Origin of the sequence: Demequina sp. NBRC 110051 (genome assembly GCF_002090055.1) — a bacterium.
Taxonomy (GTDB): domain Bacteria; phylum Actinomycetota; class Actinomycetes; order Actinomycetales; family Demequinaceae; genus Demequina.
Genome location: NZ_BBRH01000017.1, coordinates 39793 through 64542, shown reverse-complemented (window position 1 = coordinate 64542; position 24750 = coordinate 39793). Strand labels below are relative to the sequence as shown.

General features: G+C 68.2%; 31 protein-coding genes. 22 read left to right on the top strand and 9 right to left on the bottom strand.

The genetic code is table 11. From position 1 onward, the window contains the following. Positions 1–38: 38 nt before the first annotated feature. Positions 39–224 carry a hypothetical protein gene (locus tag B7K20_RS10780; RefSeq protein WP_084102525.1) on the bottom strand — a complete coding sequence of 62 codons (186 nt, stop codon included), beginning with the start codon at positions 222–224 and terminating at the stop codon, positions 39–41. 134 nt (positions 225–358) lie between these two features. Between B7K20_RS10780 and B7K20_RS10775 the strand changes: the two genes are divergently transcribed. From B7K20_RS10775 to B7K20_RS10750, 6 genes are all read left to right on the top strand, one after another. Continuing rightward, positions 359–1195 (top strand): amino acid ABC transporter substrate-binding protein, encoded by an 837-nt coding sequence (locus B7K20_RS10775; protein WP_084102524.1) that lies wholly within the window; start codon positions 359–361, stop codon positions 1193–1195. Next, a complete protein-coding gene (locus B7K20_RS10770) occupies positions 1195–1866 on the top strand; it encodes an amino acid ABC transporter permease (RefSeq protein ID WP_200809074.1) in 672 nt (223 codons plus the stop codon). The genes B7K20_RS10775 and B7K20_RS10770 overlap by 1 nt, the downstream gene beginning before the upstream one ends. Then, positions 1847–2644 carry an amino acid ABC transporter ATP-binding protein gene (locus B7K20_RS10765; protein WP_084102523.1) on the top strand — a complete coding sequence of 266 codons (798 nt, stop codon included), beginning with the start codon at positions 1847–1849 and terminating at the stop codon, positions 2642–2644. The genes B7K20_RS10770 and B7K20_RS10765 overlap by 20 nt, the downstream gene beginning before the upstream one ends. Before the next feature lie 135 nt (positions 2645–2779). After that, positions 2780–3223 carry a YbhB/YbcL family Raf kinase inhibitor-like protein gene (locus tag B7K20_RS10760; protein ID WP_084102522.1) on the top strand — a complete coding sequence of 148 codons (444 nt, stop codon included), beginning with the start codon at positions 2780–2782 and terminating at the stop codon, positions 3221–3223. A gap of 9 nt (positions 3224–3232) precedes the next feature. Next, positions 3233–4213 carry an alpha/beta fold hydrolase gene (locus tag B7K20_RS10755; protein WP_084102521.1) on the top strand — a complete coding sequence of 327 codons (981 nt, stop codon included), beginning with the start codon at positions 3233–3235 and terminating at the stop codon, positions 4211–4213. A 76-nt stretch (positions 4214–4289) separates the two neighbouring features. After that, positions 4290–4595: an SHOCT domain-containing protein gene (locus B7K20_RS10750; RefSeq protein WP_144018650.1), complete on the top strand. Its 306-nt coding sequence runs from the start codon at positions 4290–4292 to the stop codon at positions 4593–4595. 63 nt (positions 4596–4658) lie between these two features. Here the strand turns inward: B7K20_RS10750 and B7K20_RS10745 are convergent, their stop codons facing one another. Further along, entirely contained in the window at positions 4659–5225 is a 567-nt protein-coding gene (locus tag B7K20_RS10745; RefSeq protein ID WP_084102519.1) for a dihydrofolate reductase family protein, read from the bottom strand. Positions 5226–5331: 106 nt separating this feature from the next. Here B7K20_RS10745 and B7K20_RS13095 point away from each other — a divergent pair, with 106 nt between their 5' ends. From B7K20_RS13095 to B7K20_RS10730, 4 genes are all read left to right on the top strand, one after another. After that, positions 5332–5499, top strand: a complete 168-nt coding sequence (locus B7K20_RS13095; RefSeq protein ID WP_159449394.1) for a hypothetical protein — start codon at positions 5332–5334, stop codon at positions 5497–5499. Positions 5500–5619: 120 nt separating this feature from the next. Continuing rightward, complete coding sequence (locus B7K20_RS10740; protein WP_144018649.1) at positions 5620–6360, top strand: CPBP family intramembrane glutamic endopeptidase; 741 nt, start codon at positions 5620–5622, stop codon at positions 6358–6360. A gap of 228 nt (positions 6361–6588) precedes the next feature. Further along, positions 6589–7635: an HNH endonuclease signature motif containing protein gene (locus B7K20_RS10735; RefSeq protein ID WP_144018648.1), complete on the top strand. Its 1047-nt coding sequence runs from the start codon at positions 6589–6591 to the stop codon at positions 7633–7635. Further along, positions 7632–8282 carry an NADPH-dependent F420 reductase gene (locus B7K20_RS10730; protein WP_084102516.1) on the top strand — a complete coding sequence of 217 codons (651 nt, stop codon included), beginning with the start codon at positions 7632–7634 and terminating at the stop codon, positions 8280–8282. The genes B7K20_RS10735 and B7K20_RS10730 overlap by 4 nt, the downstream gene beginning before the upstream one ends. 16 nt (positions 8283–8298) lie before the next feature. On the opposite strand, the gene B7K20_RS10725 is transcribed toward B7K20_RS10730, so the two are convergent. Next, positions 8299–8943: a TetR/AcrR family transcriptional regulator gene (locus B7K20_RS10725; RefSeq protein WP_084102515.1), complete on the bottom strand. Its 645-nt coding sequence runs from the start codon at positions 8941–8943 to the stop codon at positions 8299–8301. A gap of 117 nt (positions 8944–9060) precedes the next feature. On the opposite strand from B7K20_RS10725, the gene B7K20_RS10720 reads away from it, so the two are divergent. From B7K20_RS10720 to B7K20_RS10700, 5 genes are all read left to right on the top strand, one after another. Continuing rightward, positions 9061–10023: an ATP-binding cassette domain-containing protein gene (locus B7K20_RS10720; protein WP_084102514.1), complete on the top strand. Its 963-nt coding sequence runs from the start codon at positions 9061–9063 to the stop codon at positions 10021–10023. Then, positions 10020–10889 carry an ABC transporter permease gene (locus B7K20_RS10715; RefSeq protein WP_084102513.1) on the top strand — a complete coding sequence of 290 codons (870 nt, stop codon included), beginning with the start codon at positions 10020–10022 and terminating at the stop codon, positions 10887–10889. Before B7K20_RS10720 ends, B7K20_RS10715 begins: the two co-directional genes overlap by 4 nt. 70 nt (positions 10890–10959) lie before the next feature. Further along, positions 10960–11520 (top strand): hypothetical protein, encoded by a 561-nt coding sequence (locus B7K20_RS10710; RefSeq protein ID WP_084102512.1) that lies wholly within the window; start codon positions 10960–10962, stop codon positions 11518–11520. 31 nt (positions 11521–11551) lie between these two features. After that, positions 11552–12019, top strand: a complete 468-nt coding sequence (locus tag B7K20_RS10705) for an N-acetyltransferase (RefSeq protein WP_084102511.1) — start codon at positions 11552–11554, stop codon at positions 12017–12019. A 100-nt stretch (positions 12020–12119) separates the two neighbouring features. Next, positions 12120–13337, top strand: coding sequence for a sugar MFS transporter (locus B7K20_RS10700; protein ID WP_084102510.1), 1218 nt, complete (start codon positions 12120–12122; stop codon positions 13335–13337). Positions 13338–13346: 9 nt separating this feature from the next. Here B7K20_RS10700 and B7K20_RS10695 read toward each other — a convergent pair whose 3' ends face one another. Beyond that, the gene (locus tag B7K20_RS10695) at positions 13347–13730 is read right to left on the bottom strand and encodes a RidA family protein (RefSeq protein WP_084102509.1); all 384 of its coding nucleotides are present in this window, start codon (positions 13728–13730) and stop codon (positions 13347–13349) included. 113 nt (positions 13731–13843) lie between these two features. On the opposite strand from B7K20_RS10695, the gene B7K20_RS10690 reads away from it, so the two are divergent. After that, positions 13844–14932 (top strand): branched-chain amino acid aminotransferase, encoded by a 1089-nt coding sequence (locus B7K20_RS10690; RefSeq protein ID WP_234985806.1) that lies wholly within the window; start codon positions 13844–13846, stop codon positions 14930–14932. Between the two features lie 3 nt (positions 14933–14935). Here B7K20_RS10690 and B7K20_RS10685 read toward each other — a convergent pair whose 3' ends face one another. Together B7K20_RS10685 and B7K20_RS10680 are read right to left on the bottom strand one after the other, a co-directional pair. Further along, the gene (locus B7K20_RS10685; RefSeq protein ID WP_084102507.1) at positions 14936–15928 is read right to left on the bottom strand and encodes an endolytic transglycosylase MltG; all 993 of its coding nucleotides are present in this window, start codon (positions 15926–15928) and stop codon (positions 14936–14938) included. Then, positions 15925–16485, bottom strand: a complete 561-nt coding sequence (locus tag B7K20_RS10680; protein WP_234985805.1) for an RNA polymerase sigma factor — start codon at positions 16483–16485, stop codon at positions 15925–15927. Before B7K20_RS10680 ends, B7K20_RS10685 begins: the two co-directional genes overlap by 4 nt. Before the next feature lie 133 nt (positions 16486–16618). Here B7K20_RS10680 and B7K20_RS10675 point away from each other — a divergent pair, with 133 nt between their 5' ends. From B7K20_RS10675 to B7K20_RS10665, 3 genes are read left to right on the top strand one after another with little or no spacing between them, the layout of a single operon-like run. Continuing rightward, positions 16619–17158, top strand: coding sequence for a M48 family metallopeptidase (locus B7K20_RS10675; RefSeq protein WP_084102506.1), 540 nt, complete (start codon positions 16619–16621; stop codon positions 17156–17158). Between the two features lie 59 nt (positions 17159–17217). Continuing rightward, a complete protein-coding gene (locus B7K20_RS10670; protein ID WP_144018647.1) occupies positions 17218–17424 on the top strand; it encodes a CopG family transcriptional regulator in 207 nt (68 codons plus the stop codon). Beyond that, positions 17424–17801 carry a type II toxin-antitoxin system death-on-curing family toxin gene (locus B7K20_RS10665; RefSeq protein ID WP_084102504.1) on the top strand — a complete coding sequence of 126 codons (378 nt, stop codon included), beginning with the start codon at positions 17424–17426 and terminating at the stop codon, positions 17799–17801. Before B7K20_RS10670 ends, B7K20_RS10665 begins: the two co-directional genes overlap by 1 nt. A gap of 18 nt (positions 17802–17819) precedes the next feature. On the opposite strand, the gene B7K20_RS10660 is transcribed toward B7K20_RS10665, so the two are convergent. Both B7K20_RS10660 and B7K20_RS10655 read right to left on the bottom strand, forming a co-directional pair. Then, positions 17820–18692 carry a hypothetical protein gene (locus B7K20_RS10660; protein WP_084102503.1) on the bottom strand — a complete coding sequence of 291 codons (873 nt, stop codon included), beginning with the start codon at positions 18690–18692 and terminating at the stop codon, positions 17820–17822. Beyond that, positions 18689–19273: a sigma-70 family RNA polymerase sigma factor gene (locus B7K20_RS10655; protein WP_084102502.1), complete on the bottom strand. Its 585-nt coding sequence runs from the start codon at positions 19271–19273 to the stop codon at positions 18689–18691. The genes B7K20_RS10660 and B7K20_RS10655 overlap by 4 nt, the downstream gene beginning before the upstream one ends. Before the next feature lie 206 nt (positions 19274–19479). Between B7K20_RS10655 and B7K20_RS10650 the strand changes: the two genes are divergently transcribed. The 3 genes from B7K20_RS10650 to B7K20_RS10640 all read left to right on the top strand — a co-directional run bounded on the left by B7K20_RS10650 (position 19480) and on the right by B7K20_RS10640 (position 23894). Then, positions 19480–20889 (top strand): HNH endonuclease signature motif containing protein, encoded by a 1410-nt coding sequence (locus tag B7K20_RS10650; protein ID WP_084102501.1) that lies wholly within the window; start codon positions 19480–19482, stop codon positions 20887–20889. Between the two features lie 253 nt (positions 20890–21142). After that, on the top strand, positions 21143–22738 hold the full coding sequence (gene cimA / locus B7K20_RS10645; protein WP_084102500.1) for a citramalate synthase: 1596 nt from the start codon (positions 21143–21145) through the stop codon (positions 22736–22738). Between the two features lie 106 nt (positions 22739–22844). Next, a complete protein-coding gene (locus B7K20_RS10640) occupies positions 22845–23894 on the top strand; it encodes a biotin/lipoate A/B protein ligase family protein (protein ID WP_084102555.1) in 1050 nt (349 codons plus the stop codon). A gap of 9 nt (positions 23895–23903) precedes the next feature. Here the strand turns inward: B7K20_RS10640 and B7K20_RS10635 are convergent, their stop codons facing one another. Further along, positions 23904–24617, bottom strand: a complete 714-nt coding sequence (locus B7K20_RS10635; RefSeq protein WP_084102499.1) for a VIT family protein — start codon at positions 24615–24617, stop codon at positions 23904–23906. Positions 24618–24750 lie beyond the last annotated feature (133 nt).

The window sequence follows — 24750 nt, the reverse complement described above, 5'->3', positions numbered from 1 at the left end:
TACCGGGTGGAATAAAGTGCCGGCGATCCGTGGTTGAATCACACCATGAATGCCCCCCTCAGCAGCACGATGTCCATGCCCGCGCTCCGCGCGATGTGCATGCCGTGTTGTCGCGGCGTCTCCATGCGCTCCTGCTGACCGGTTCTGACCACCTGAACCACCCCGTCAGCCGAGCCCGGCCCGTGCGGCGATAGTCGCATCGGCCCGCCGTCAATGAACGGCATAGGCGACCGCCTCTCGGCAATCGCCGCCCGGCACTCGCCACCCCTTGACGTCATGTCACCGCGCCCTGGGCGCACCCCCTCGCACCGGCGTCGCGGACGCTCCGCCGCGCCAGTTTCCACGAAAGGCACCACCCATGAACCTCCGTCTCGCCCTTCCCGCCGTTGTGCTCGGATCGACCCTGGCGCTCGCGGCCTGCTCGACGGGTTCGGCCAGCGACACCGCCGCATCCGCCGAAGGATCGATCGCCACCGACACCTCGCTCACGGATGTCCAGGACGCGGGCGTACTGATCGTCGGCACCGAGGGCACCTACCGCCCCTTCACGTTCCACGCCGACGGCACCGGCGACCTCACCGGGTACGACGTCGAGGTGGCCCGCGCGGTCGCCGAGCAGCTGGGCGTTGAGGTCGAGTTCGAGGAGACCCAGTGGGACGCACTGCTCACGGGACTTGAGGCCGGCCGCTTCGACGCCGTCTTCAACCAGGTGGGCATCACGCCCGAGCGCGAGGAGGTCTACACGTTCTCCACGCCGTACACCTACTCGAACGGCGTGCTCGTGACCACCGAGGACAACACGGACATCGCGTCCTTCGACGACCTCGAGGGCCGCACGCTCGCGCAGTCGCTGACCTCCGCCTTCGGCCAGCAGGCCAAGGACGCGGGCGCCAACATCGAGGCCGTCGAGGGCTGGGCCCAGTCGGTCGAGCTGCTCCAGCAGGGCCGCGTCGAGGCCACCATCAACGACAAGCTCACGTGGCTCGACTACGCGAAATCCAACGGCGAGAACGGCCTCAAGGTCGCCGCGGAGACCGACGACTATTCGCAGAGCGCGGTGGCGCTCGCGGGCGGCGACCAGGCCCTCGCCGACGCGATCTCGGAGGCACTCGGCACGCTCGCCGAGGACGGCACGCTCGCCCAGATCTCCAACGAGTTCTTCGGTGACGACGTCTCGGTGGAACCCGCCGCGTAATGGGCATCGACTGGCCCCTGTTCTGGGATTCGCTGGGCCCGCTCGCGCTCGCGGCGGTCGCCGGCACCATTCCCCTCGCGCTGGCATCGTTCGCGCTGGGGATGGTGCTCGCGGTCGCCGCGGCGCTCGCGCGCCTCTCGCGCAACCGGCTCCTCGCCGGCCTTGCGCGGCTGTACATCTCGGTGATCCGCGGCACGCCTTTGTTGGTGCAGCTGTTCGTCGTGTTCTACGGGCTGCCGTCGCTGGGGCTCACGATTGATCCGTGGCCCTCGGCCATCATCGCGTTGTCGCTCAACGTGGGCGGCTATGCGGCGGAGGTGGTGCGCGCCGCGATCCTGTCCGTGGACAAGGGCCAGTGGGAGGCCGCCTACATGGTGGGCATGTCGCGCCGCACGGCCCTCACGCGGGTGATCCTGCCCCAGGCCGCCCGAGTCGCGGTGCCGCCGCTGTCCAACACCTTCATCTCCCTGGTGAAGGACACATCGCTCACGTCGCTGATCCTGGTCAGCGAGATGTTCCGCAAGGCGCAGGAGATCGCGGCCTTCACCCAGGAGTTCATGCTGCTATACGTCGAGGCCGGCCTGGTCTACTGGATCGTGTGCCTCGCGCTGTCCGCCGGACAGAACGCCCTCGAAAGGAGGCTCGACCGTCATGTCGCCGTCGCCCGCTGAGCTGTCCGCTGAACCCTTGCTGACCGTGTCCGCCGTCTCCAAGTCGTTTGGGGACCACCAGGTGCTGCGAGCCGTCGACCTGTCGGTCGCGAGGGGTGAGGTGGTCGCCATCATCGGCGCCTCCGGCTCCGGCAAGACCACGCTGCTGCGCAGCCTCAACGGCCTCGAGACGCCCGATGCCGGGGTCGTCTCTATCGGTGAGGTCGCCGTGGACTTCGGAGTGCTGGGCTCCGCAAAGCCGGTCGCCGCCGAGCGTCAGCGCGCCGCCCTGCGCGACCGCTCCGCGATGGTCTTCCAGCACTACCACCTGTTCCCTCACCGCACGGTGCTGCAGAACATCACCGAGGGCCCCATGGTGGTCCAGAAGCGACCGCGCGAGGAGGCCGAGCGTGAGGCGCGTGACCTCCTGAAGCGTGTGGGCCTCGCCGACCGCGCCGACGCGTACCCCCATGAGCTTTCGGGCGGGCAGCAGCAGCGCGTGGGAATCGTGCGCGCGCTCGCTCTCAAGCCCGAGCTGCTGCTGTTCGACGAGCCCACCTCCGCCCTCGACCCCGAGCTGGTGGGCGAGGTCCTGCTCCTCATGCGCGACCTCGCCGCCGAGGGCTGGACCATGGTCGTCGTCACGCACGAACTGCAGTTCGCGCGCGAAGTCGCCACCCAGGTGGCCTTCCTCGACGCGGGCAGCGTGCTCGAGATCGGTCCACCCGCGCAGGTGCTAGGGGAGCCTCGCGAGGAGCGCACGCGCCAGTTTGTGCGCCGCCTCACGCACCCGCTCTAACCGCAACGCCCCATGGGACGCTCACCGTCGCTCTGAGCACTTTTTTGCGTCCCATGGGACAGTCACCGTCGCCCGGGCCAGGAATCCCGGCGGCGAGTCAATCGTTCACGCCGTAAGGCCAACGAAGGAGAGACGATGCAGGTGAAGGATCTGACCCTGACCAGCCCCGACGTCACCGACGGCGAGCGCGTACCCGACGCCTTCGCAGGCGAGGACGCCACCACTCCGCCGCGGTTCGTGGTAAGCGGCATCCCCGAGGGTGCCGTCGAGCTCGCACTGATCTGCCACGACCCGGACGCCCCCATGCCTCCCGGCTTCACGCACTGGACGCTGTATGGCATCCCGGCGGTCGAGGGCGAGATCGACGTCACCGCCGGTCGCTCGGGTCCCAACGACACCGGCGGCAGCGGCTACGTGGGCCCCTTCCCGCCCGCCGGCCATGGCGACCATCACTATTACTTCTGGGTCTACGCCCTGTCCGAGCCCGTCGACGGCACCCCGTCTCGCTCGGGCTTCCTCCACCACAGCGCCGATGCCGTCATTGAACAGGCGCGCCTGGTCGCCACCTACTCGGCGTAGGGAAAGCTCATGGCTCGGGTGAAGGACAGGTCCCGCTACGAGGCCGCCGAGGCGGCGATGTGGGCCAGCCACGGAGTCGATGCCACCGAGCATCGCGTGACGGTGCCAGGCGGCGGCAAGGTCCGCGCGCTCTCCACCGGCGCGGGCCACGACGTGGTGTTCGTGCACGGCACACCCTCCGCGGGAGGCATGTTCGCGCCGCTCGTCGGCGCGCTCCGGGGCGTGCGCTCCATCGTCGTCGACCGCCCGGGCTGTGGCTCGAGCGATGTCATGCCGGGCGACCTCAGCCGGCCCGAGACACTCCGTGCGGCAGCGAGCAGTTTCCTCGCCGCAGTCATCGAGGACCTTGCCACGGCGCCCGTGGACCTGGTCGCAAGCTCCGCCGGCGCCATGCCGGCGCTGTTGCTCGCAGGCGACCGCCCCGACCTGGTGCGCTCCGTGGTGTTCGAAGGTGCGCCCGCCGTTCGAGGCATGCGTCTGCCCTGGCACATGCGTGCGGCGACCGTGGGTGCCGTGTCGAGTGCGGTCTCGCGATTCCCGGTAGGGGAGCGGGAGATACGGAAGTCCTTGGGAAGCATCGGCCACGGGCCCACCGTCAAGCGTGGCGGACTTAGTGCGGAGGACTTTGCGTGGCGCGTGGCGCTCGCCCGTGACACCGACACCTACGCGAATGACCTGGAGCTGCTGCGCGCGGTCGCCGGGTGGTTGGGCATCCGGGCGGGGTGGGGCGTGGGGCGGGCCGATGTCGGCCGTCTCCAGGCGCCCTCGCTGTGGGTGCTCGGCAGTTCCGACCCGTTCGCGCGTGAATCGCAGTTCCGGCGCTGGGCGGCCGCGGCGCCCGTGAGCGAGGTGAGGGTGCGCGAGGGCGAGGGGCACATGCCGTGGATCGACGCGCCGGCCGAGCACGCCCGCATGCTCGAGCGGTGGTGGGCGACCGTTCCGGTGGTCATCGGGGGCGCCCGCCCGACTTTGCGCGAATCTGTGGCGTAGTCCCAGGCAGCTCCTAGGTTCTGCGAGGAATCTTGTTCCCATGAGGTGCCCGGGCGGGTGCCGGACAGGGAGCATGATGCGTGGAATCGAAGTGACGAGCTCGTTGGCCCCGACCATCTGGGCGGGCGTGTTTTGGCTGCTCGGCGCGGCCGTCATCGGCGGCTTTATCTACCTGAGCGTCCGCCTGCTCGCGGACAATCGTCCGTCGCAGGCAGTGCAGCCGGTTCCGACGGTCGATGCCGTGGCAGCCGAGGTGCCCGTCTCACCCGAGGCGTCGCTCAACAGCGCGACGCCCAAGCAGATCCTCGACGAGCGCCTGGCTCGCGGGGACATCGAGCTTGAGGAGTACCAGGCCCGGCTCGCCGCCATGGGACATGCATAAGTGGCGAGTCGCACAGGGCCGTCCGCGCGTGGCGCGGGCGGCCCTGTTCTCTTGCTGGCGCCTCTAGCGCGTGACGTCGTAGATCAGCGTGACCTGCCCCGTGGAAAGGGGAGTCGCGGACCTCAGCGTGAGTGGCATCGGCCCATAATCCAGGTCCCACAACGGGATGCCTTGGCCGATCGCGACCGGTGCGACGCGGAGGCGTGCCTCGTCGACCTTGCCCGCCTCGAGGAGCGCGCTCGCGAGCTGCAAGCTTCCCCACACGATGATGTCGCGGTCGTAGGTCTGCTTGAGGCGATCGGCGGTGGCGGCGGGATCGCCGGACTCGACCGTGGCCGGGGTGTGGTCTCCCCACCGAGCCTCGGGCAGGGTCTGCGAGACGATGTGCTTGGGGAGCCTGTTGATGGGCGCGGCCAGGGGGTCGTCGAGCGCCGTCGGCCAGTAGGCGATGAACAGGCGGTACGTGGTGGCGCCCAGCAGGATGGCGTCCGCGTGTTCTAGTTCGGCGAGGGCCTCGTCGACCATGGGGCCGGGCTCCGAGACGGAACCGTCAATCCAGTCGAGCTCGCCGTTTGGACCCGCGGCGAACCCGTCCGCGGTGACGTGCTGTTCGATGATGAGTCGGCCCATGCTTGGCAGGCTACGTCGGGTACAGCCGTCGTGCGCGGCGGATGGCGTGCGGGCGCCGGCCGTGGCAGGCTGAGCGGGCGGGACGCCACACGACAAGGGGGACGTGATGAGTGAGCACCAGCGAGAAGCCCAGATGATTATTCTCGTGCTTGCCGTCACGATGGCCGTCGTCTCGGGCTTTCTCCAGGTGTGGTGGTCGCTCGCGTTGGTGTCGGTCGTTGGCGCGCGAGCGGCGTGGCGGTTGTGGAACGCGCGCGATGTCTCGCAGCGGTGACGCGCTGTGACGGTATGGCGCGGGTGGTGGCACGTAGGCGGACTGTGGCGGGCGCTTCTCGCCGCTGCTGGATATTGGCTGATCTTCTGGGGGATCGGATTCCTCACGTCTACGTTAGGCGTGGAGGAGTCTCGAGCTGATCCCTTGGGCGGCGCACAGTACGTGTTGCTCGACCTCGCGCTGCCCGTGGCGCTGACGGGGCTCGTGGTGCTCGGGTTCGTTCGCTCGCTCGGTTGGGGACGCGAGATCTTTGGTGTGCAACCACTGGGCGGCAGGCGCGGTCAGTGGGTGGCGCTCGCGCTGGTAGCTGTGATGCTTGTGGCGCGCTTTGCCGTCGTTGACTACAGCCTCATGAACACGCGAGTCGTCGCTGCTCTCGCGGTGTATGCGGTGTGCGTCGGGTTCGTGGAGGGCCTCGTCTTTCGTGGAATCGTCGTGGCCTGCCTGCGCCGCGGAGGGGATCGTGAACGCGACGTCGCGTGGGGAAGTGCCGCCATCTTTGCCTTGGTTCACGTGGGCAACGTTGTGGGCGTCGAGGGCCTTTCACCCATCGACGGGCTTGGCTTCATCGGCCAGGTGATCTTCGCGTTCGGAGCTGGGGTGGTGCTGTATGTCGCGATGGTCGCCACGAGGTTCGTTGTCTGGTCGATGGTGCTTCATGCCGGAATCGACCTCGCAGGATTTTTCGTGGCAGCCCAGGCCGACGCGGCGTTCGAGATGGATGTGGCGCCCGTGATCCTCACCCTGGTATTCGGGTTGGTTCTTCCGGTCATCGGGGTCGCTCTGCTCTTTCTCATCGACGGGCGAGTGGGACGCGAGCGGTATGGGTTGCCCGTGCTCGCGCAGACCGCGCGTCGGTGAGGGCGTTCGCCTCCACGAATTATCGATGAAGCCCGGCGCAACCGCTCGTGCCTCGCGGCCGGACAACCGCGGGTGAGAACCCACGCGGCTCAGGTGGCCCCGTAGCGCTCGGGACTCAGCGGGTGACGCAAATGATGAACGACTTACCGCTCGGCACTTGCGCATGTGTTGGGGCGTTGGCGTCAAGAAACCCATTCCTCCGTCCGGCCCTATGGCAAGCTGCACACCATGGAGACAAGCGGTCCGCGCACCTGGCTGTTGATGGCCGCTGGTGACAATCGCGGGCATGCGGGCAATGGTGGTTATGACGACCAGGCCGAGGCGTACTACTCCTGGGATAGCAACGTCCCGAATGCGAAGAGCGTCGCGGTCGGGGACGTAGTGGTGTTGTGGGACAAGTCGCAGGTGCTTGGTGTCTCCGTCATTGAAAACATCGACTGTGCCCCTGGGGTGAAGGTTCTTCAACGCTGCCCCCGCTGTGCGACGACTCGAATCGCTGAGCGGCGGACGAAGACCCCTCGATTCCGTTGCATGAAATCGACTTGTCACGAGGAATTTGATGAGCCCGACACTGAGGTGGCGGACGTCGAGAAGTACGTCGCCCGCTACGACGCCGGATGGACGGCGCTTGAGGGTGTCGTTGAGGCGGGTCTCGTCACGGCCCTTGCGCTTCATGCGGGCGACTTCAACGCCATGCGTCCAGTGAGTTGGACTGGCCTGAGTGGACTTCTCGAAGAAAAGGGTGCGGACCGCGCCCTCTCGAGACTGACGGGCCGCGTGCCTGAGAGTGTTTTGCCGCGCGACGCTCCGCTGCGCATCAAGTTCGACCAGGGGCATCGGCAATCTGTCGTGCGGGTCCGCCGTGGGCAGTCGCAGTTCCGCAACCACCTGCTCGAGACTCAGGGAGAGGTGTGCGCGTTCACCGGGGCCGCGCCGCGAAGAGCTCTCGAAGCGGGCCACCTCTACAGTTACGCCAAACTTGGTCAACACCACCAATACGGCGGGCTCATATTGCGGCGCGACATTCACCGACTATTCGACGACGGGATGCTCGCGCTCGATCCCTTGCGTTTGACGGTGGATGTCTCCGGCGATCTGAAAAGGTATCCGCAATACGGCAGGCTTCACGGCAACGAGCTGAAGCTTGACCTGCGTGAGGAACAGATCGCGTGGCTTCGGCAGCACTGGGACGAGCATCGCTCCGCATGCGCGGTGCCCAGCGCTGCGCGCGGCGTGGAATACCCACCGGCATCGCCCGCGTTTTCCGAATCATGAGCACCCTCGGCATCATCGGAGCAGGCAACATCGGCACCAACGTGGCGAAGGCGGCGATCGCCGCCGGCCACGACGTGGTCATCGCGAACTCGCGGGGCCCTGAGACGCTCGGCGACGTCATCGCCGGCCTCGGCGAGGCGCACGCCCGCGGCGCCACTATCGCGGACGCCGCCGCGGCGGGCGACATCGTCCTCGTCGCCATCCCGCTCAGCGCCATCGAGACGCTCCCGCAGGAGCCGCTCGTGGGCAAGGTCGTCCTCGACGCCAACAACTACTACCCGGGCCGCGACGGGCGGATCGCCGCGCTCGATACCAACATGTCCACCACCAGCGGGCTCCTCCAGAAGCACCTGCCCGAGTCGCACGTGATCAAGGCCTTCAACCACATCAACGCCAAAGACATCCCGCGCGACGCGACGCCCGCCGGCACGCCCACCCGCCGCGCGCTCGCGATCTTCGGCCAAGACGGCCAGGCCAAGGAGGTCGCGACGGCCTTCCTCGACGACCTCGGCTACGACGCTGTCGACCTCGGCACGCTTGACGAGAGCTGGAGGCTCGAGCGCGACACTCCCGGCTACGGCAAGCCCATGACCGCCGCGGAGCTGCGCGAGATCGCCGCTGACACGGAGCGCGTTCAGCAGCTGTAGGCGACCGGCCGAGGAGTCACCTGCTGCGCACGCCCGCCACGATCCGGTCGACGACGTGCTCTCCCAATGTGGAGAGCACGTCGTTGTCTTGTCCCTGCAGGGGACCGCGCGTGGCGATGTCCGCAAAGCCGTGCACGGCTGACCAACACGGCCACTCGGCATTGACTCGGCCCTCGGGGCTCAGCACGCCCGCCTCCATGCACGCGTCCAACGCATCGAGGAGCAGTTGGAACGGCGGGGGCACCGCATCGGCCGTCGAAACCGACGGCGTCGCACCTGCCGCGCCGGGATCGAATGTCAGCAGAGCGAGCGCAAACCACCCCGGTTCCGCCAGCGCAAACTCGATATAGCCCAACCCGACGCCGCGCAGGCGGGCGACGGCGGCATCGGCCGTATCTCCGCCGGCATCGGCCACAAGGGCCGAGATCCGCGCCTCCATCGTTGACGCCAACCGGTCCTGCGCCGCCAGCGCCACCGCGACGACCAGCGCGCGGTGGTCCGCAAAATGGCGATAGGCCGATGCGGGGGAGACGCCCGCGATCCGGGTCGCCTCGCGCACGGCCACGGCCGCCGGCCCGCCCGTGCGCGCAAGGTCCAGGCCCGCCTCGACGAGCGCGGCGCGCAGGTCGCCATGGTGATAGCTAGGAGAAACCTGTGGCACCCCTTGCACCCCCTCGAACGCTGACTTACCCTAGACGGGTTCGCGATGTGAACGGCGTTTACATGCTAGCGCTGATGTGAGGATGGGCACCAGGCGTACACCAGGGGAGAGGAACGCATGGCGGAGCTGGCGATCGAGACCACGGGTCTCGTGAAGACGTATGGCGACACGCGCGCGGTCGACGGGATCGATCTCGCGATCGAGCGCGGCGGGGTACACGGGTTCTTGGGGCCCAACGGCGCGGGCAAGACCACCGCTATCAGGATGCTCGCGACGCTCATCAGGCCCGATGCTGGCGAGGCTCGCGTGCTCGGCTACGACATCCGTACGCAGTCCGACGAGGTGCGCTCGCGGGTGGCGCTCACTGGCCAGTTCGCGTCGGTGGACGAGGACCTCACCGGCGCCGAGAACCTGCGCCTCATCGCCAAGCTCTACGGGTTTACCCCCAAGGCGGCGACGCGCCGCAGTGCCGAGCTGCTCGAGGCCTTCGGGCTGGCCGAGGCCGCCGACCGTCAAGTCAAGAAGTACTCGGGCGGCATGCGCCGACGCATCGACATTGCGGCGTCCATCGTCGTGACCCCCGACCTGCTGTTCCTCGATGAGCCCACCACGGGACTGGACCCGCGCAGCCGCAACGAGGTCTGGGACATCATCCGCGCCATGGTGGCCTACGGCACCACGGTGATGCTCACCACGCAGTACCTCGACGAGGCGGACCAGCTCGCGGACAAGATCAGCGTCATCGACAACGGCAAGATCATCGCGGAGGGCACGGCCACGGAACTTAAGGCCTCGGTGGGCTCCGGCATGCTGCACGTGCGCGTGATGCATCGCGCCGACCGAGACGCCGCCCGCGAGATCCTGCTGCGCGAGCTCCAGGTCGACGTCGACATGCCGGCCGACCCGCAGGCACTCACCGCGTCCATCGAGGACCGCGGCCGCGTGACGCGGGCGCTCACGGAGCTCGACGCTGCGGGCATTGGCCTCGCGCAATTCAGCCTCGGCCAGCCCACGCTCGACGAGGTGTTCCTGTCGCTCACGGGCAAGCCCGCGGAGCCGACCAAGGAGGAGGCGGCATGACCACCGATGAGACCACGGCATCGGCCGCAAAGGAAGTGACCGCTACGGAAGCCGCGCCCCAGGCGAGCGCCATCGCGCACGCCCTCGCATCCTCCGAGCGGCCCGCGCGACCCAGCGCCCTGTCGACCTCGGTGACCTTCGGATGGCGCGCGCTGCTCAAGATCAAGCACGTGCCCGAGCAACTCTTCGACGTCACGGTGTTCCCCGTGATCATGACGCTCCTCTTCACCTACCTGTTCGGCGGCGCGATTGCCGGGTCGGTGAGCGCGTACATCGCCTACATCGCGCCGGGCGTGCTGGTGCAGTCGGTGCTGTTCATCACGATGTACACCGGCACCACGCTGCGCACCGATATTGACAAGGGAGTGTTCGACCGCTTCCGCTCGCTTCCTATCTGGCGACCATCACCCCTGGTAGGAATGCTGTTGGGCGACGCGGTCCGCTTCATCGTCGCCTCGATCGTGACATCCATCGTGTGCCTCGCGATCGGCTGGCGCCCTGCGGGTGGCGTGGTCGGAGTGGTGCTCGGTGTGGCGCTGCTGCTGGTGTTCGCGTTCTCGCTGGGATGGATCTGGACGTTCCTGTCGCTCATCCTGCGCACGCCGGGCGCCATCATGGGTGTCGCGAGCTTTGTGCTGATGCCGCTGCTGTTCGGCTCCAACATCTTCGTCGATCCGGCCACCATGCCCGGCTGGCTGCAGGCGTGGGTCAATGTCAATCCGGTGTCCGACCTCGTGACGGGAGTCCGCGCGCTCATGAACGGTGAGCAGATTGGCTCGGAGCTCGCGATCACCCTGGGCTGGTCGGCGGCGCTCGTGGCCGTGTTCGGCTCGCTCACCATGTGGAAATATCGCGATCCTCGCTAAGAATTTTTCGGCCCCGTTAACACGGTTTCGGTGGTCATCGGTGCCATCGCGCATGCGGCAAAATCTTCCGGTGACTTCCGCGCTTGACCTCGAATTTCGCACCTATTTCCGCACTCTCGACGCCGCCCTCGCGGACTTTGAACTTCCGCTCAACGCCGTCGACAAGGTCCGCGAGTTCGTTCACGGTCTGCGCTACGAGCACGTCTACATCCCCGAGTCGCGCGCCTACGTTGCGCTCGAGCCGCTGGGCGCTGACAAGCCCGTTGCTTTCATCACGCCCTTCCACGTGGCGATCCACCCCGAGGGTGGCGAGAGCCAGTTCTTCGAGCTGCCCGGGTTTGCGGCGATGGCCGATGCCGCGGCTGCTTCAGCCGCCGCCGCGCCTTCCGCTGTGGTGGCCTCGGCCACGGTCACCGAGGCTGTCGCGAGCCCCTCGCCCAGCGAGGGAGCGCTTACCAAGGCGAGTGTCGCATCGGCCATCCGCCCCGTGGTCGTCGTGCCCGAGCCGGCCAAGCCGGCCCCGCGCGTGACCAACATGGGCATCGGCAAGCGCGCTGAGATCGCCGAGCTGCCGTGCCCCACGTGCTTCATCGACCTCCCCGCGACGGGAGTCTGCGACCTCTGCGGGTAGCCCGACCGGCCGCCGGTGACACACTGGCGGGATGACGCTCTCGCTCGTGCCCATCGATGTAGCGCGGTTCCCGGAGTGGCAGGAGCGTTGCCGCGCGGAGTACGCGGCCGATCTGGTCGAGACCGGCGAGAGTCCTGAGGCAGCGCAGCGGCATGCCGACGCGTCGTTCGTCGGGGCCTTTCCCTCGGGTGTGCCGACCGCGGACAACGCGGTCTTCGACGTCGTCGCCGAGGGCCTGGGCGTGGTGGGGTACGTCTGGGTCGGTAGCGATGTGTCCGAGGATCCCTCCGCGTGGTGGGTGTGGGACGTGGCGATCGACTCCGAGCATCGGGGACGAGGCTGGGGCCGCTCCGCGATGGAGTTGGCCGAGCAGTACGCGCGGGAGCAGGGCGCCCAGACGCTCGGGCTCAGCGTGTTCGGGTTCAACGTCGCCGCGCGGCGCCTTTACGAGTCGCTGGGGTACGAGACCACCTCGGTGAAGATGCGCAAGACGCTGTAGCTGTGTGCTGCGAGCGTTCGGCGGGCGCCGCGGATAGGTAGGCTTCACGCGTCGCGGAGGCATAGTCCGGGGCGCACCACTTCACCGCGGAAGGCTGTCGATGTACGCGCTGTTGCTTGCCATCATCTATGTGGCGTTCATCAGCCTCGGTCTGCCCGACTCGTTGGTGGGCGCCGGCTGGCCGGTGATGCACTCCGACCTGGGGGTACCCCTCGGTTTTGCGGGCGTCCTCACGACGATCATCGCGGGCGGCACGATCGTGTCGAGCCTCGCCTCGGAGCGGCTGACGCGTCGCTTCTCCGCGGGGTCGGTGACGGCGGTCAGCGTGGGGATGACGGCGGCCGCGCTGGTGGGGTTCTCCCTGTCAGACTCGTTCTGGATGCTCTGCCTGTGGGCGATTCCCTACGGCCTGGGCGCCGGCGCCGTTGACGCGGCCCTCAACAACTACGTGGCGCTGCACTATGCGGCGCGTCACATGAACTGGCTGCACGCGTGCTGGGGGGTGGGCGCCGCGATCAGCCCGTTCGTGATGAGCTTCGCGCTGTCCTCGTCGTCGCTGGGGTGGTCGGGCGCGTACTGGATCATCGGCGGCGTCCAGGCCTTGCTGACCCTTGTGTTGTTCATCAGCCTGCCGCTGTGGGGGCGGGTGAACCCGGCGCGTGCCGCGGTGGAAGCCCAGGGTCTCGAGGGAGCGCCGGTGAACACGGGCCACGTTCCACTGGGCACCGCGCTGCGGATCCGCGGAGTGAAGCTCATCCTCGCGGCCTTCTTCGCCTATTGCGCGCTTGAGAGCACGGCCATCCTGTGGGCTTCCACCTTCCTGGTCGAGGACCGCGGGGTCGAGGCCGCGACGGCGGCCGCGTTCGCCTCGCTGTTCTTGCTCGGTATCACCGCGGGCCGTTTCCTCGCGGGCTTTGTCGCGGACCACGTGGGTGACCGCGCGCTGATCCGCGGCGGCTTCCTTGCGGTGGGCGTGGGCGCGGTGATGATTGCGGTGCCCGTGGGCACGGACGTGCTCGCCCTCGCGGGCCTGGTGGTTGCAGGGCTGGGCTCGGCGCCCATCTACCCGGCGATCATCCACTCCACGCCCGTGAACTTTGGGCGGCAGAATTCGCAGGCGATCATCGGCGTCCAGATGGCCGCCGCGTACACGGGCTCCACGCTCGCCCCGCCGCTGTTCGGGGCGCTGTCCACGTGGCTGGGGCTGTGGATCTTCCCGTTCTTCATTCTGGCGCTCGTGGCGCTGGGGCTCGCGATGTCGGAGCGGCTCAACCGTCGCGTGGATCACGGCGAGCTTGCTGGGGCTCCCGCGGCGTAGTCCTGGCTTTCAGTCGAGCACCGCGATCGCGTCGATCTCGACGAGCGCCTCCGGGCGCCCAAAGGCGGGGACGAGCACCACCACGATCGGGACGGCGTGCATACCCCACACCTCCTGCGAGGCGGCGAAGCCCTCCTGCACGTCCTGGTCCGCCTGGAGGTAGATGGTCATGCGGACCACGTCGTCTTGGGTCGCACCTGCCTCCGCAAGCACGGTGATGAGGTTACGGAGGGCTTGGGCGGTCTGAGTGACGAGGTCACCCTCAATCTGACCGTGCGCATCGGCCCCGTTCTGGCCGCCCACGTAGACCGTGCGTGTGCCTGTGGCGACGACGCCCTGGGAAAAGGCGGGGGAGCGGTGCATGGAATCTGGGTTGAGGTGGGTGATGGACATGGCGGGCCTCCTTCTCTCGACGGTAATCCCGCGGGCTCGGGAGCGCGCGGCGAGGCGTCGGCGTTGAGGCCGTAGACCGTCGTTACTGTGACCGAATGGACGAAAGGAACACGGTGAGCGCTGAGGACTACGCCGTCACACCCCACCCCCAGGCCGCGACGGCCGAGGAGCGCGCGGGGCTGATGGCCGCACCCGTGTTCGGCGAGGTCTTCACGGACCACGTGGCTCGCGCCACTTGGACGCCCGATGCCGGCTGGAGCAACCGTCGGATCGAACCTTTCGCGGATCTTTCGTTGCATCCCGGCGCCACCGTGTTGCATTACGGCCAGCAGGTTTTCGAGGGGCTCAAGGCGTATCGCTGGTCCGACGGCTCGATTCGCCTGTTCCGTCCCGAGGCGAACGCCGCGCGCATGGCGGCGTCCGCGGTGCGCCTGTCGCTCCCGCCCGTGTCGGAGGAGGACTTCCTCGCGTCCATCGAGGCGCTGGTGCGGGTGGACCAGGAGTGGGTGCCCGACAAGGGTGAGGCGAGCCTGTACCTGCGCCCGCTGCTCATCGGCACCGAGCCATCTCTTGCCGTGCGGCCCTCGCGCCAGGTGGAGTACATGCTGCTCGCGTGCCCCGTGGGCTCGTACTTCTCCGGTGGCGTGAAGCCCGTGTCGATCTGGGTCGCGCAGGGCTTCCACCGCGCCGGCGCCGGTGGCACTGGCCAGGCCAAGACCGCGGGTAACTACGCGGCGTCCATGCAGCCGCAGCAGCAGGCGCAGGATCACGGCTGCGACCAGGTGCTCTTCCTCGATGCCCGCGACGATCGCTATATCGAGGAGCTGGGCGGCATGAATGTGTTCGCCGTGCGCCGCGACGGCTCCGTGTGGACGCCGCGCATCACCGGCACGATTTTGGAGGGCGTGACGCGGGACTCGGTGATCGAGTTGCTGCGGGCCTCGGGTCGCGAGGTGGTGGAGCGCGACATCGCTTTGGACGAGTTGCGTGCCGGCATCGAGGACGGGTCTGTGGTCGAGGCGTTCGCGTGCGGCACCGCCGCCGTGGTCACGCCCATCGCGCGCCTGGTGTCGCCCGACTTCGACGTGCTCGTGGGAGACGGCGGCTCCGGCGCGGTGACCTCGTGGCTGCGCGAGACCCTCACCGACATCCAGTACGGCCGCGCGGATGACGCGCTGGGCTGGATGCGCCGGGTCCTGTAGCCGCTACTCCTCGGGTAGGACGTCGCGCTCGTCGAGCAGGCCCAGCTCTACCAGGTTGAGCTCGTGCTCGTGGAAGGTGCTGGCGAAGGTGACCGCGCCCGTCGTCGGGTCGGTCTCGAAGAAGAGCCAGTCCTCGTCTGCGGGGGTGATAGCGGCCTCGAGTGCCTCGGGTGACGGCGACCCGATCGGTGTTGGCGGCAGCCCTTCGTACATGAACGTGTTGTACGGGGTGTCGACGGCCCAACCGTCGTCGGAGATGGTGCGCTCATCGGCGCGCAGGTCGTAGGCCAGCGGCGACTCGATTTGCAGCATCATGCCTGCGTCGAGACGGTTGCGGATGACAGCGGCGACTCCGGACATCGCGCTGGCGTCATCGCCGGCCTCCGCCTGAACTATCGACGCGATCGTGACAGTGTCGTACCACTCATCGCGTGGCACGTCGGTGAAGATCATGATGCGTTCGACACTTCGTGCCAGGGAGGATGCCTGTTGGGTAAGCGTCCCTGCCGCGAACCCTCCCTCTTCGGTGAAGTCGCCGTACACGCCACTCAGGATCCAGCCTTCGGGCTCTCCTTCGGCCTCGTCGGGCAGGCCCTGGACCACGAAGGTGGTCGCTTCTTCGACGTCGGCGTCGTACATATCCGCGAGCCGCTCGATCGTGTTCTCAGCTCGCTCACCGGACTGCACGGTCAGCTTTCCCGTCGGAAGTGGAGACGTGGAGGCGCTCGGCGCCGGTGTCGGCTCGGCGGAACCCGATACGGAAGGTGACGGGGAAGCGGGCGTCAGTGTCGCATCGGCCGCCCGCAGTTGAAAGATTCCGAAGGTGCCGGCGCCGACCACCCCGACCCCCGCGAGGGTCGTGACCCCCGCGCGCACGGAGCGGTCGCGGCGCACGCGGCGGGTCACGGCGCCGTGGCCGTGTGCGAGGTCGGTCGCGGCGAAGCGAGCCGCCCCGTCGCGGGCGATGGCGGACAGCTGGTCGCGTGCGGTGCTCATCGGGTGCCTCCTGCGTGGTGGACGGGGACGGATTCGGGGTCGTCGGTTGGGAAATCTGTGTCGGATACCAGGGGCTTCAGGCGCGCGACGCCGTCGGAGAGGTAGCGCTTGACGGTGCCGGTCGCGAGTCCCAGCTCGGCCGCGACGGATGCGACGGGAAGGTCGTCGAGGTATCTGAGGACTACGCACGCGCGCTCGCGCGCGGGGAGGGTGAGTATCGCGGCGTGGAGGTCGATCGTCTCGGCGGAGCGGGCGGCCGGGTCCGTGACGGCGGCCGACGCGCCGGCGAAGTCTCCCTCGTCGCCCGGGTGGCGTTGGGGGCGGGCCGCGCGACGGCGGTGGGAGTCGATGAAGGCCGTGGAAATCGCGCGCTTGACATACGCGTGCGCCTCGTTGACGGTGCCCGAGCGGCGGTTCACGCGAAAGGTGCGGACCAAGGCGTCCTGGAGCAGGTCCTCGGCGTCGTCGGCGTCGCCCGTGAGGACGTACGCGTAGCCGAACAGCGCCGCGGCCCGCTCATGCATCAGCGCGTCGAGGGTGTCCTTCCACCTGCTCATCGGTTCCTCCTAGGCGTCATGCTGGCACGAACGCAGCGCGTCGTCCCCAGGTTGGGGTGGGTGGCGAGGTTTTTCACAGATGGCCGATGCGGTGGCGCTTTGCGTACGCGAAGCGGCTTAGCCTGGGCGCACCATGAGCGACGACACCCTGGCCTACACGGTCACCCGCAGGCGACAGCAGCGCCGCATGATCCTGCGCGTGCGCCCGGACGGATCGCTGCGCGTGACGGCGCCCGCGGGCGCGTCGAGGACGGCGGTCCACGACTTCGTGACGCAGAACGTCGGCTGGATCGACCGCAAGCGTGAGGAGCTCAAGGCGTTGCCGCAGGGGATCCAGCGGGGGAGCGAGGACTTCGAGCAGGCGCGAACGGAGATCCTGGTCGCGCTCGAGGAACTCATGCCGCTGTGGTGCGAGCGGATGGGCGTCGAGGTCGCGCCGCGCGTCTCGATCAAAGTGATGACTTCGCGGTGGGGATCGTGCAACGCGACCCTCAACAAGATCAACCTCAGCGCCGAACTCGCTCGTCGGGGCCGAGATGCGCTCGAGTATGTGCTGGTGCACGAGCTCGCCCACCTGTTCCACCAGAACCACGGCCCCGGCTTCTACGCGCTGATGGACGCGCAGCTGCCCGACTGGAAGGCGAGGCGTACGGCGCTGAGGCGTAAGCAGTAGGCGAGTGGGGCATCGGCCGGATTCTGTGGGCCGTGATACCACGGTGATACCGTGAAGGGATGGCGATGACACTGCGGACCACCCCCGAGCAAGACGCGGCCATCGAGGCCCTGGCCAAGAGGTGGGGGGTCTCGAAAACAGAGGCGATCCTGCGTGCGGTCGAGGAGGCCTCGAACGGGAACTCCACCGATGACGCGTTCATGGCCGCGTACGAGGACGTCAGCACGCGTTACCGCGACGCTCTCGACAGGCTCGGAAGCGTGTGATGCCCCGTCAGGTGTTGTATCCCACCTTCACCATCGCGGTGAAAGTCATCGCACGTGAGGGCATCGGACCCATCCGTGACGAGGGGCTGCTGACCTCCGCGCTGGAACGTCCCGCGACCACGGTGATGGGTGAGGATGCGTACGTGGGGATCCCGCTCAAGGCGGCCGCGCTGATGCACTCGCTGTGCCTCAACCATGCGCTCGTCGACGGGAACAAGCGCATTGCCGCACTGATGGCAGTGATGTTTCTCGAGGTCAACGGTGTCCGGTGCTCGTTGAGCAACGACGAGCTCTTTGATCTCACGATGGAGGTCGCCTCGGGCGCGACCCGTGAACTGGAGGACATCGCTAAGCGGCTGGTGACGGCGCCGCGGTAGATCAGCTGCGGTGTGCGCCTACGCTGCGCCCTCGACTTCGGACTCGGTGAGTTCGCCCGTGGGGACCTCGAGGATGAGGCTTTCGGTGCCGTCGTAGGCAAGCGGGATGCGCAGGTAGTCGCGATGCGGAGCGCCCGTGCGTAGCGCCGTGACGTACTCGTCGCCGTTGAGGATGGTGGTGCCCTCGAGGGCGTCGCCTGGGCCGAGCGTGACCGTTCCCGCGTCCGATGTCAGCAGCGTGAAGCGCTCGGAGTCCGTGATCCACAGGTCCTTGGCCACCAGGGCGATGCCGTCGTTGCCGCCGAGGGTGTCGGTGCGCAGATCGGGAATCTCGAATGCGGGGGCGATGGCGGCGGCGTCGACTTCGAGCGGCAGGTCCGAGACGTTGGTGACTGTCCAGTGCGCGTCGACCGTGGCGGTCGAGGTCGAATTGCCGTCGAATGTCAGGTCCATGCTCGCGTCAACGAGGGGCGCCTGCCCCACCCACACGGCGTCGCACTCGTCCATCACGATCGCGTAGGCGGGCTCACCGTCGACGCCGCTCGCGGTGTCGCGCGGCCCGTCGCCCGCAGCCCACGTGCACCGCATAGCGGCCTGGGTGTCGTCGCGGGTCTCCGGATCGGTCTGGCTACGCGACGTCGCGGTCGTGAGCAGGGAGGATGACGCAGGCTCGGCCTCCGTCGCGCCAGCGCCGCTCCACAACGTCGCACCGACGGCTATCGCGGCGACGGCCGACATCGACGACGCCGCGAGCGTGACGGCGCGGCGCCTGCGCGCACGTGAGACGGCCACGAGGCCCTCGGTCGGATCAGCGCCCAAGCGAGTGTCGGAGAACGCCTGGGCCTCGTCATCGATGAGGGCCGTGAGGCCCCGGCTGAGGTGCTCGCTCATCGCTGGCCTCCCTTCTGTGTGGTGCGAACCGCGACAGGTAAGTGATGGCCTCCGCCGGCCACGGCATCGGCCGTCTGGAGCCCCAAGCCGAGGCTGGCGTCCTGAAGCTTGGCCACCGCGTCGGACAGGTATTTACGGACGGTGCCGGCCGCCAGGCCGGTCTCCTCGGCGATGGCGACGGCACTGAGGCCGTCGACGTAGCGCATGACGATGCAGGTGCGTTCGCGGGGCGAGAGGGTGTTGAGGGCCGATGCGAGGGCGTCCCTGTCCGCGATAGCGCCGGCATGATCTGGGGTGGGGGAGTCGGGGAGTGTCGCGGTAGGGGTCGCGGGGCGGGTCTTCCTCCGGCGGCTCGTATCGATCGCGGCGGTCTGCATGGCGCGCTTGACGTAGGCGTGTGCCTCGTTGAGGGAGACGTCACCGCGCCCGCGCCGAAAGCTGCGGACGAGTGCGTCCTGCAGGAGGTCCTCGCCGGCGTGGCGATCACCGGTGAGGGCGACCGCGTAGCCGAAGAGGGCCGGGCCACGCTCGCGGATCAGCGCCTCCACGATGCGCGCCCACGGCGCCGGCGTCCGCGACATCAGGTCCCCCTTGATCGTTCTGGCGATGGTCTCACCAGGTAGTACGCACGGGGGCGTGGAAACGCGGGGGTGCTGCCTGGTTCGGGCGTCACGGGCCGCCGTTGGCGGCGCATTTTGCGTCGTCCCCAGGTCCTGGCGCGGGGTAAGTTTTCCACAGATTTCGGGTATCTAGCAGGGATGTCGGTGGTGCGCGGGAGACTGGTGTCATGAACTTCTCGACCGCCGAGCTCGACCGTACTGTCGCTGTCGCGCGCTCGTTCGAGGGCGACGATTTGGGTTCGACGCCCGCGAACCGGCTGGTCGAACTCCAAAGCGCCCTGGTGCAGGTGCGTCGCATGACGGAAGTGGCGCTGGGTGAGGTGGCGGGGGAGTTGGCGCGGCGTTCGGATCCTGCCGAGTGTCTCCAAGGGGTGGCCCGTAAGCGTGGTTTCGCGTCGCCTGGCCAGATGTTGGCCGATGCTCTGGGTGGCTCCGAGGCTGAAGCGCAGAGGATTTTGGCCGTCGCCGATGCGACACGGCCACGCCAGAGCGAGCCCGGTGAGGCCGGCGTGGACGCGGGTGGGGACGCGGGTGGGGACGCGGGTGCGGATGGTCCTGGCGCGACCACGCGTGCGGCACCGCATTTCCCTGTGCTCGCTGAAGCCGTAATGTCGGGGGCGCTGTCGATGGAGGCCGCCGCGGTGATTACCCGCGCCTTGGAACGTATCGAGCAGGTCGCACCCGACAAGATCGTCGCGGTGGAGCAGAAGATCGTGGCGAAGGCGTGCAGCCTGAGTCTGCGAGACATTCGTCGCATGCTGCTGGCCGAGGAAGCGTGGCATCGACCCAAGGACGTGGAGGAACGTGATCGTGTCGCGTTTGAGAACCGGTACGTGCAGATCAAGGATGAAGCCGACGGCTCGGTTGGGATCCATGCCCGCCTGGACGTGTCCACCGCCGCCCCGATTGTGACGCTCCTCAAGGGTGCGGTAAAGCAAGTGATGCGGACCCGACGTGACAACGCCCAGAAGAAGGGCAAGATCGGGATGGACTTCACCGAGGACGACCGCACCCCCGGCCAAATCCACGCCGACGCCCTCTCGGCTGCCGCACGGCACAGTTTGGGCTGCACGGAAGTGCCCACCGGTGTGACCACCACCATCGTGCTGCGCACCGACATCGACGCCGTCGAGACCGGTGTGGGCTGCGCATCCGTGGACGGTATCGATTCACCCATCTCGGTGGGCACCCTGCGACGCATGGCCGTCGACATGGAGGTCCTACCCATGATCATGGGCGGCGAGAGTGTTCCCCTGGACGTGGGCTGGAAAGACCGACTGTTCTCCACCGAAATCAAACTCGCCCTGGTCGAACGTGACGGAGGCTGCTCCTGGTGTCACGCCCCACCCAGCTACTGCGAAGCGCACCACATCCGATGGTGGATCAACGGCGGACAAACCGACCTCTCCAACGGTGTCCTCCTGTGTGTGAGCTGCCACCATCGCATCCACCACGGCGGCTGGGACATCGATATCCGCGGCACCCAAGTGTGGTTCATCCCACCGGCCTCCATCGACCCCGACCGCACCCCCCGCATCGGCGGCAAAGCCCACTACGAACTCGAACCCGCCACCTAGCGTTCGGGGGAGCACTCTGCCTGCGAGAGCTCGCAGGCCGTGTCCTATGGAGCGGTCAGGGACTCGGCATCGACGCTGGCAGATCTTGACGCCTGTGCCATACTGGCCCCGATGCACACCGCGATCATCATTCCGTAGCGCGTCGGCGATACCCTCCCGACGCGCTAGCCTCCCGTACCTGGGGGGCTTTTTTGTTGGGAAGGTGTTGCCCAGGCGACACGGTGTGAAGCAACCAGCCTTCGGGAGGCACCCCATGACGGATCTCACGGTCGAGGTCTACGACACCACCCTGCGCGACGGCGCCCAGCAGGAGGGCATGAACCTCTCGGTCGCCGACAAGATGGCGATCGCGCCCCTGCTCGATGAGCTCGGTGTGGGCGTCATCGAGGGTGGCTGGCCCGGTGCCGTGCCGAAGGACACCGAGTTTTTTGGGCTCGCCGCCAAGGAGCTGTCGTTCAAGCACGCCCAGCTTGCTGCCTTCGGCATGACCCGCAAGGCCGGCACCACCGCCGCCTCCGACCCCCAGGTGCGCGCCCTCCTGGACTCCGAGGCGCCCATCATCACGCTGGTGTGCAAGGCCGACATCCGCCACGCCGAGCGCGCCCTGCGCGTCAGCCCCGACGAGAACCTCGCCATGATCGAGGAGACCTTCGCGTTCCTCACCGGCGAGGGGCGCCGCGTCATCATGGATGCCGAGCACTTCTTCGACGGCTATCGCTTTGACGCCGACTACTCGGTGCGCGCACTCCAGGCCGCCGTGAATGGCGGCGCCGACACCCTGTGCCTGTGCGACACCAACGGCGGCATGCTGCCTGACGACGTCGCCGAGATCGTCCGCGCCGTCCGCGGCCAGGTGGACCTGCCCCTCGGCATGCACGCCCACAACGACTCCGGCTGCGCCGTCGCCAACTCGATGGCCGCCGTGGCCGCCGGCGCCACCCACGTGCAGGGCTGCATCAATGGCTACGGCGAGCGCACCGGCAACGCCGACATCATTTCGGTGGTCGCCAACCTCGAGATCAAGAAGGGCCTCACGGTCTTGAAGGGCGACGGGCTTACCGAGGCGACCCGCATCGCGCACGCGATCTCCGAGATCACCAACATCGCCCCCTTCGCCCGGCAGCCCTACGTGGGCGCGAGCGCCTTCGCCCACAAGGCCGGCCTTCACGCGAGCGCCATCCGCGTGGACCCCGACCTCTACCAGCACACTCAGCCCGAGAAGGTCGGCAACGGCCTGCGCATGCTGGTGTCCGACATGGCGGGCAGGGCCAGCATCGAGCTCAAGGGCAAGGAGCTCGGCTTCGACCTCGAGGGCCAGGGGGAACTGCTGGGCCGCGTCACCGACCGCGTCAAGCACGCCGAGGCCGCCGGCTACACCTTCGACGCCGCCGACGCATCGTTCGAGCTCCTGCTGCGCTCCGAGCTGGGCGAGGACAACGCCTTCTGGGACGTCGAGACCTGGCGCGTCCGCGTCTCGTCGAAGCCCGGTGACCCCACCGACGCCGACGCCGAGGCCGTCATCAAGCTCCACGCCGGCGGCGACCGCATTGTCGCCGTGGGCGAGGGCAACGGTCCCGTCAACGCCCTCGACCACGCCCTGCGTACCTCCCTCAAGGGCGCCTACCCCGAGATCGGGGACTTCGAACTGAGCGACTTCAAGGTGCGCATCATGGAGGCCAGCCACGGCACCGACGCCGTCACCCGCGTCCTCATCACCACGGTCCACCGCGAGACCGGCCGCACCTGGCGCACCGTCGGCGTGGGCCCCAACATCATCGAGGCCGCCTGGGAGGCGCTCGTCGACTCGCTCGTATACGGCCTGCTGAAGGCCGGCGTCGAGCGGCGCTAAATCACATCAGTCGGCCGATGCCGTGGCGAGGCCCGTACGTGGGCCCGCCACGGCATCGGCCGTCCGTGTGTCTTGAGCGTCCGCAAACGGCGAGACAATGGTGAGCATGCACGGTGAATACAAGGTTCCTGGCGGCAAGCTCGTCATCGCGGACGTCGAGGCCGACGGCGACACCCTCTCGCGCGTGGTGATTTCGGGGGACTTCTTCCTCGAGCCCGCCGAGGCGATCCACGACATCCGCCTGGCCCTCACGGGCATGCGCGCCTCCGCGAGCGTCGCCGACCTCGCCGCTGCCGTCCAGCGCGCCGCCGGCCCCGACGCGCACTTTGTGGGCTTCAGCCCCGAGGCCGTCGCGATTGCCGTGCGCCGCGCCCTTGGTCACGCCACCGGCTGGCACGACCACACCTTCGAGGTCCTGCACGACGAGCCGCGCGCGCCGCACCTGCAGATGGCGATCGACGACGTGCTGTCGCGCCGCGTAGCCGACGGCCGCCGCGCCCCCACCCTGCGCATCTGGGAGTGGGCCTCGAACGCGGTCATCATCGGCTCGTTCCAGTCGCTCACCAATGAGGTCGACCCCGAGGGTGCGGCCAAGCACGACATCACCGTCACTCGCCGCGTCTCCGGCGGCGGCGCGATGTTCGTTCAGCCTGGTAACACCATCACCTACTCGCTCTCTGTGCCTCCTTCGCTGGTGGAGGGGCTGAGCTTCGAACAGTCCTACGCGTTCCTCGACGACTGGGTCCTGGGTGCGCTCGCCGACGTGGGCATCAAGGCGCGCTACGTGCCGCTGAACGACATCGCCTCCGAGCACGGCAAGATCGCCGGCGCCGCGCAGAAGCGCTACGCCTCCGGTGCCGTCCTCCACCACGTGACCATGGCCTACGACATCGACGCGGACGCGATGATGGAGACCCTGCGCATTGGCCGCGAGAAGATGTCCGACAAGGGGACCAAGAGCGCGAACAAGCGCGTGGACCCGCTGCGCAGCCAGACCGGCATGGCGCGTAAGGACATCATCGACGCCTTCCTCGCGCACTTCTCGGGCCGCTACTCGACCCACGCCGGCGCCGTCACCCCCGACGAGCTCGCCGAAGCCGAGGCGCTCGTGGAGTCGAAGTTCTCGACCGACGAGTGGATTGGGCTGGTGCCGTAGCGCCCTGCGTTAGGCGACCGCCACACCCAGCAGCGAACCGATCGCCCAGGTGATGGCCATCGCGAGCGTTCCGCCCGCGATATTGCGCAGCACCGAGCGCAGTCGGGGGGAGTGGGCCCAGCGCGCTGCCTCGTAGCCCGTGATGGCCAGCGCAACGATGACGGCCACGTAGGTCGCGGGGATCTGCCAGGCCGTGGGCGCCAGCAGGATGGTCAGCAGCGGCAGCAGTCCGCCCGCGCTGAAGGCCAGCAGCGAGGCCCAGCCGGCGTGCCAAGGGTTCGTGATCTCGTCGGGGTCGATTCCCAGGTGCATGCGGGCGTGGATCGCGACCGGATCGTGCGCGGTCTGCTCCTGCGCGGCCTTGCGGGCCGTCTCCTCGCTCATGCCCGTCTCCATGTTGAGCTCGACGAGCTGCTCGAGCTCCCACTCCGGGCGCACCTGGTGCCAGCGGTGCTCGCGGCGCAGCTGCTGCTTCTCGGCGTCGGACTGCGAGCTCACCGACACGTATTCGCCGACCGCCATCGACAGCGCGCCCGCGGTGAGGCCGGCGACACCGGCTGCCAGAATCGCGCCGTGGTTGTCGGGGGTGGCCGCGGCGACACCGATGACGAGACCCGCGATCGACACGATGCCGTCGTTCGCTCCGAGCACCGCGGCGCGCAATGCATTGAGCCGTCGGGTGACGGCGTCCTCGTCGATGTGATGGGTTCCTGCGGGCGTCATGAAACCAGGTTAGGCCGATGCGGTGGTCGCCCGCTAGGAAGGCAAGCCTTTCTTAAGTGCCCCCGAAATGCCTGGTAGAAGGCCCGAACTTGAGTTTTCGGGGGCCCCAAGAATGGCGGTTGTTGCCCAGCTG

Coding starts and splice junctions, on each gene's coding strand:
- B7K20_RS10780 (WP_084102525.1), bottom strand. CDS start 224: ATGCCGTTCATTGACGGCGGGCCGATGCGACTATCGCCGCACGGGCCG.
- B7K20_RS10775 (WP_084102524.1), top strand. CDS start 359: ATGAACCTCCGTCTCGCCCTTCCCGCCGTTGTGCTCGGATCGACCCTG.
- B7K20_RS10770 (WP_200809074.1), top strand. CDS start 1,195: ATGGGCATCGACTGGCCCCTGTTCTGGGATTCGCTGGGCCCGCTCGCG.
- B7K20_RS10765 (WP_084102523.1), top strand. CDS start 1,847: ATGTCGCCGTCGCCCGCTGAGCTGTCCGCTGAACCCTTGCTGACCGTG.
- B7K20_RS10760 (WP_084102522.1), top strand. CDS start 2,780: ATGCAGGTGAAGGATCTGACCCTGACCAGCCCCGACGTCACCGACGGC.
- B7K20_RS10755 (WP_084102521.1), top strand. CDS start 3,233: ATGGCTCGGGTGAAGGACAGGTCCCGCTACGAGGCCGCCGAGGCGGCG.
- B7K20_RS10750 (WP_144018650.1), top strand. CDS start 4,290: ATGCGTGGAATCGAAGTGACGAGCTCGTTGGCCCCGACCATCTGGGCG.
- B7K20_RS10745 (WP_084102519.1), bottom strand. CDS start 5,225: ATGGGCCGACTCATCATCGAACAGCACGTCACCGCGGACGGGTTCGCC.
- B7K20_RS13095 (WP_159449394.1), top strand. CDS start 5,332: ATGAGTGAGCACCAGCGAGAAGCCCAGATGATTATTCTCGTGCTTGCC.
- B7K20_RS10735 (WP_144018648.1), top strand. CDS start 6,589: ATGGAGACAAGCGGTCCGCGCACCTGGCTGTTGATGGCCGCTGGTGAC.
- B7K20_RS10730 (WP_084102516.1), top strand. CDS start 7,632: ATGAGCACCCTCGGCATCATCGGAGCAGGCAACATCGGCACCAACGTG.
- B7K20_RS10720 (WP_084102514.1), top strand. CDS start 9,061: ATGGCGGAGCTGGCGATCGAGACCACGGGTCTCGTGAAGACGTATGGC.
- B7K20_RS10715 (WP_084102513.1), top strand. CDS start 10,020: ATGACCACCGATGAGACCACGGCATCGGCCGCAAAGGAAGTGACCGCT.
- B7K20_RS10705 (WP_084102511.1), top strand. CDS start 11,552: ATGACGCTCTCGCTCGTGCCCATCGATGTAGCGCGGTTCCCGGAGTGG.
- B7K20_RS10700 (WP_084102510.1), top strand. CDS start 12,120: ATGTACGCGCTGTTGCTTGCCATCATCTATGTGGCGTTCATCAGCCTC.
- B7K20_RS10695 (WP_084102509.1), bottom strand. CDS start 13,730: ATGTCCATCACCCACCTCAACCCAGATTCCATGCACCGCTCCCCCGCC.
- B7K20_RS10685 (WP_084102507.1), bottom strand. CDS start 15,928: ATGAGCACCGCACGCGACCAGCTGTCCGCCATCGCCCGCGACGGGGCG.
- B7K20_RS10680 (WP_234985805.1), bottom strand. CDS start 16,485: ATGAGCAGGTGGAAGGACACCCTCGACGCGCTGATGCATGAGCGGGCC.
- B7K20_RS10675 (WP_084102506.1), top strand. CDS start 16,619: ATGAGCGACGACACCCTGGCCTACACGGTCACCCGCAGGCGACAGCAG.
- B7K20_RS10670 (WP_144018647.1), top strand. CDS start 17,218: ATGGCGATGACACTGCGGACCACCCCCGAGCAAGACGCGGCCATCGAG.
- B7K20_RS10665 (WP_084102504.1), top strand. CDS start 17,424: ATGCCCCGTCAGGTGTTGTATCCCACCTTCACCATCGCGGTGAAAGTC.
- B7K20_RS10660 (WP_084102503.1), bottom strand. CDS start 18,692: ATGAGCGAGCACCTCAGCCGGGGCCTCACGGCCCTCATCGATGACGAG.
- B7K20_RS10655 (WP_084102502.1), bottom strand. CDS start 19,273: ATGTCGCGGACGCCGGCGCCGTGGGCGCGCATCGTGGAGGCGCTGATC.
- B7K20_RS10650 (WP_084102501.1), top strand. CDS start 19,480: ATGAACTTCTCGACCGCCGAGCTCGACCGTACTGTCGCTGTCGCGCGC.
- cimA (WP_084102500.1), top strand. CDS start 21,143: ATGACGGATCTCACGGTCGAGGTCTACGACACCACCCTGCGCGACGGC.
- B7K20_RS10640 (WP_084102555.1), top strand. CDS start 22,845: ATGCACGGTGAATACAAGGTTCCTGGCGGCAAGCTCGTCATCGCGGAC.
- B7K20_RS10635 (WP_084102499.1), bottom strand. CDS start 24,617: ATGACGCCCGCAGGAACCCATCACATCGACGAGGACGCCGTCACCCGA.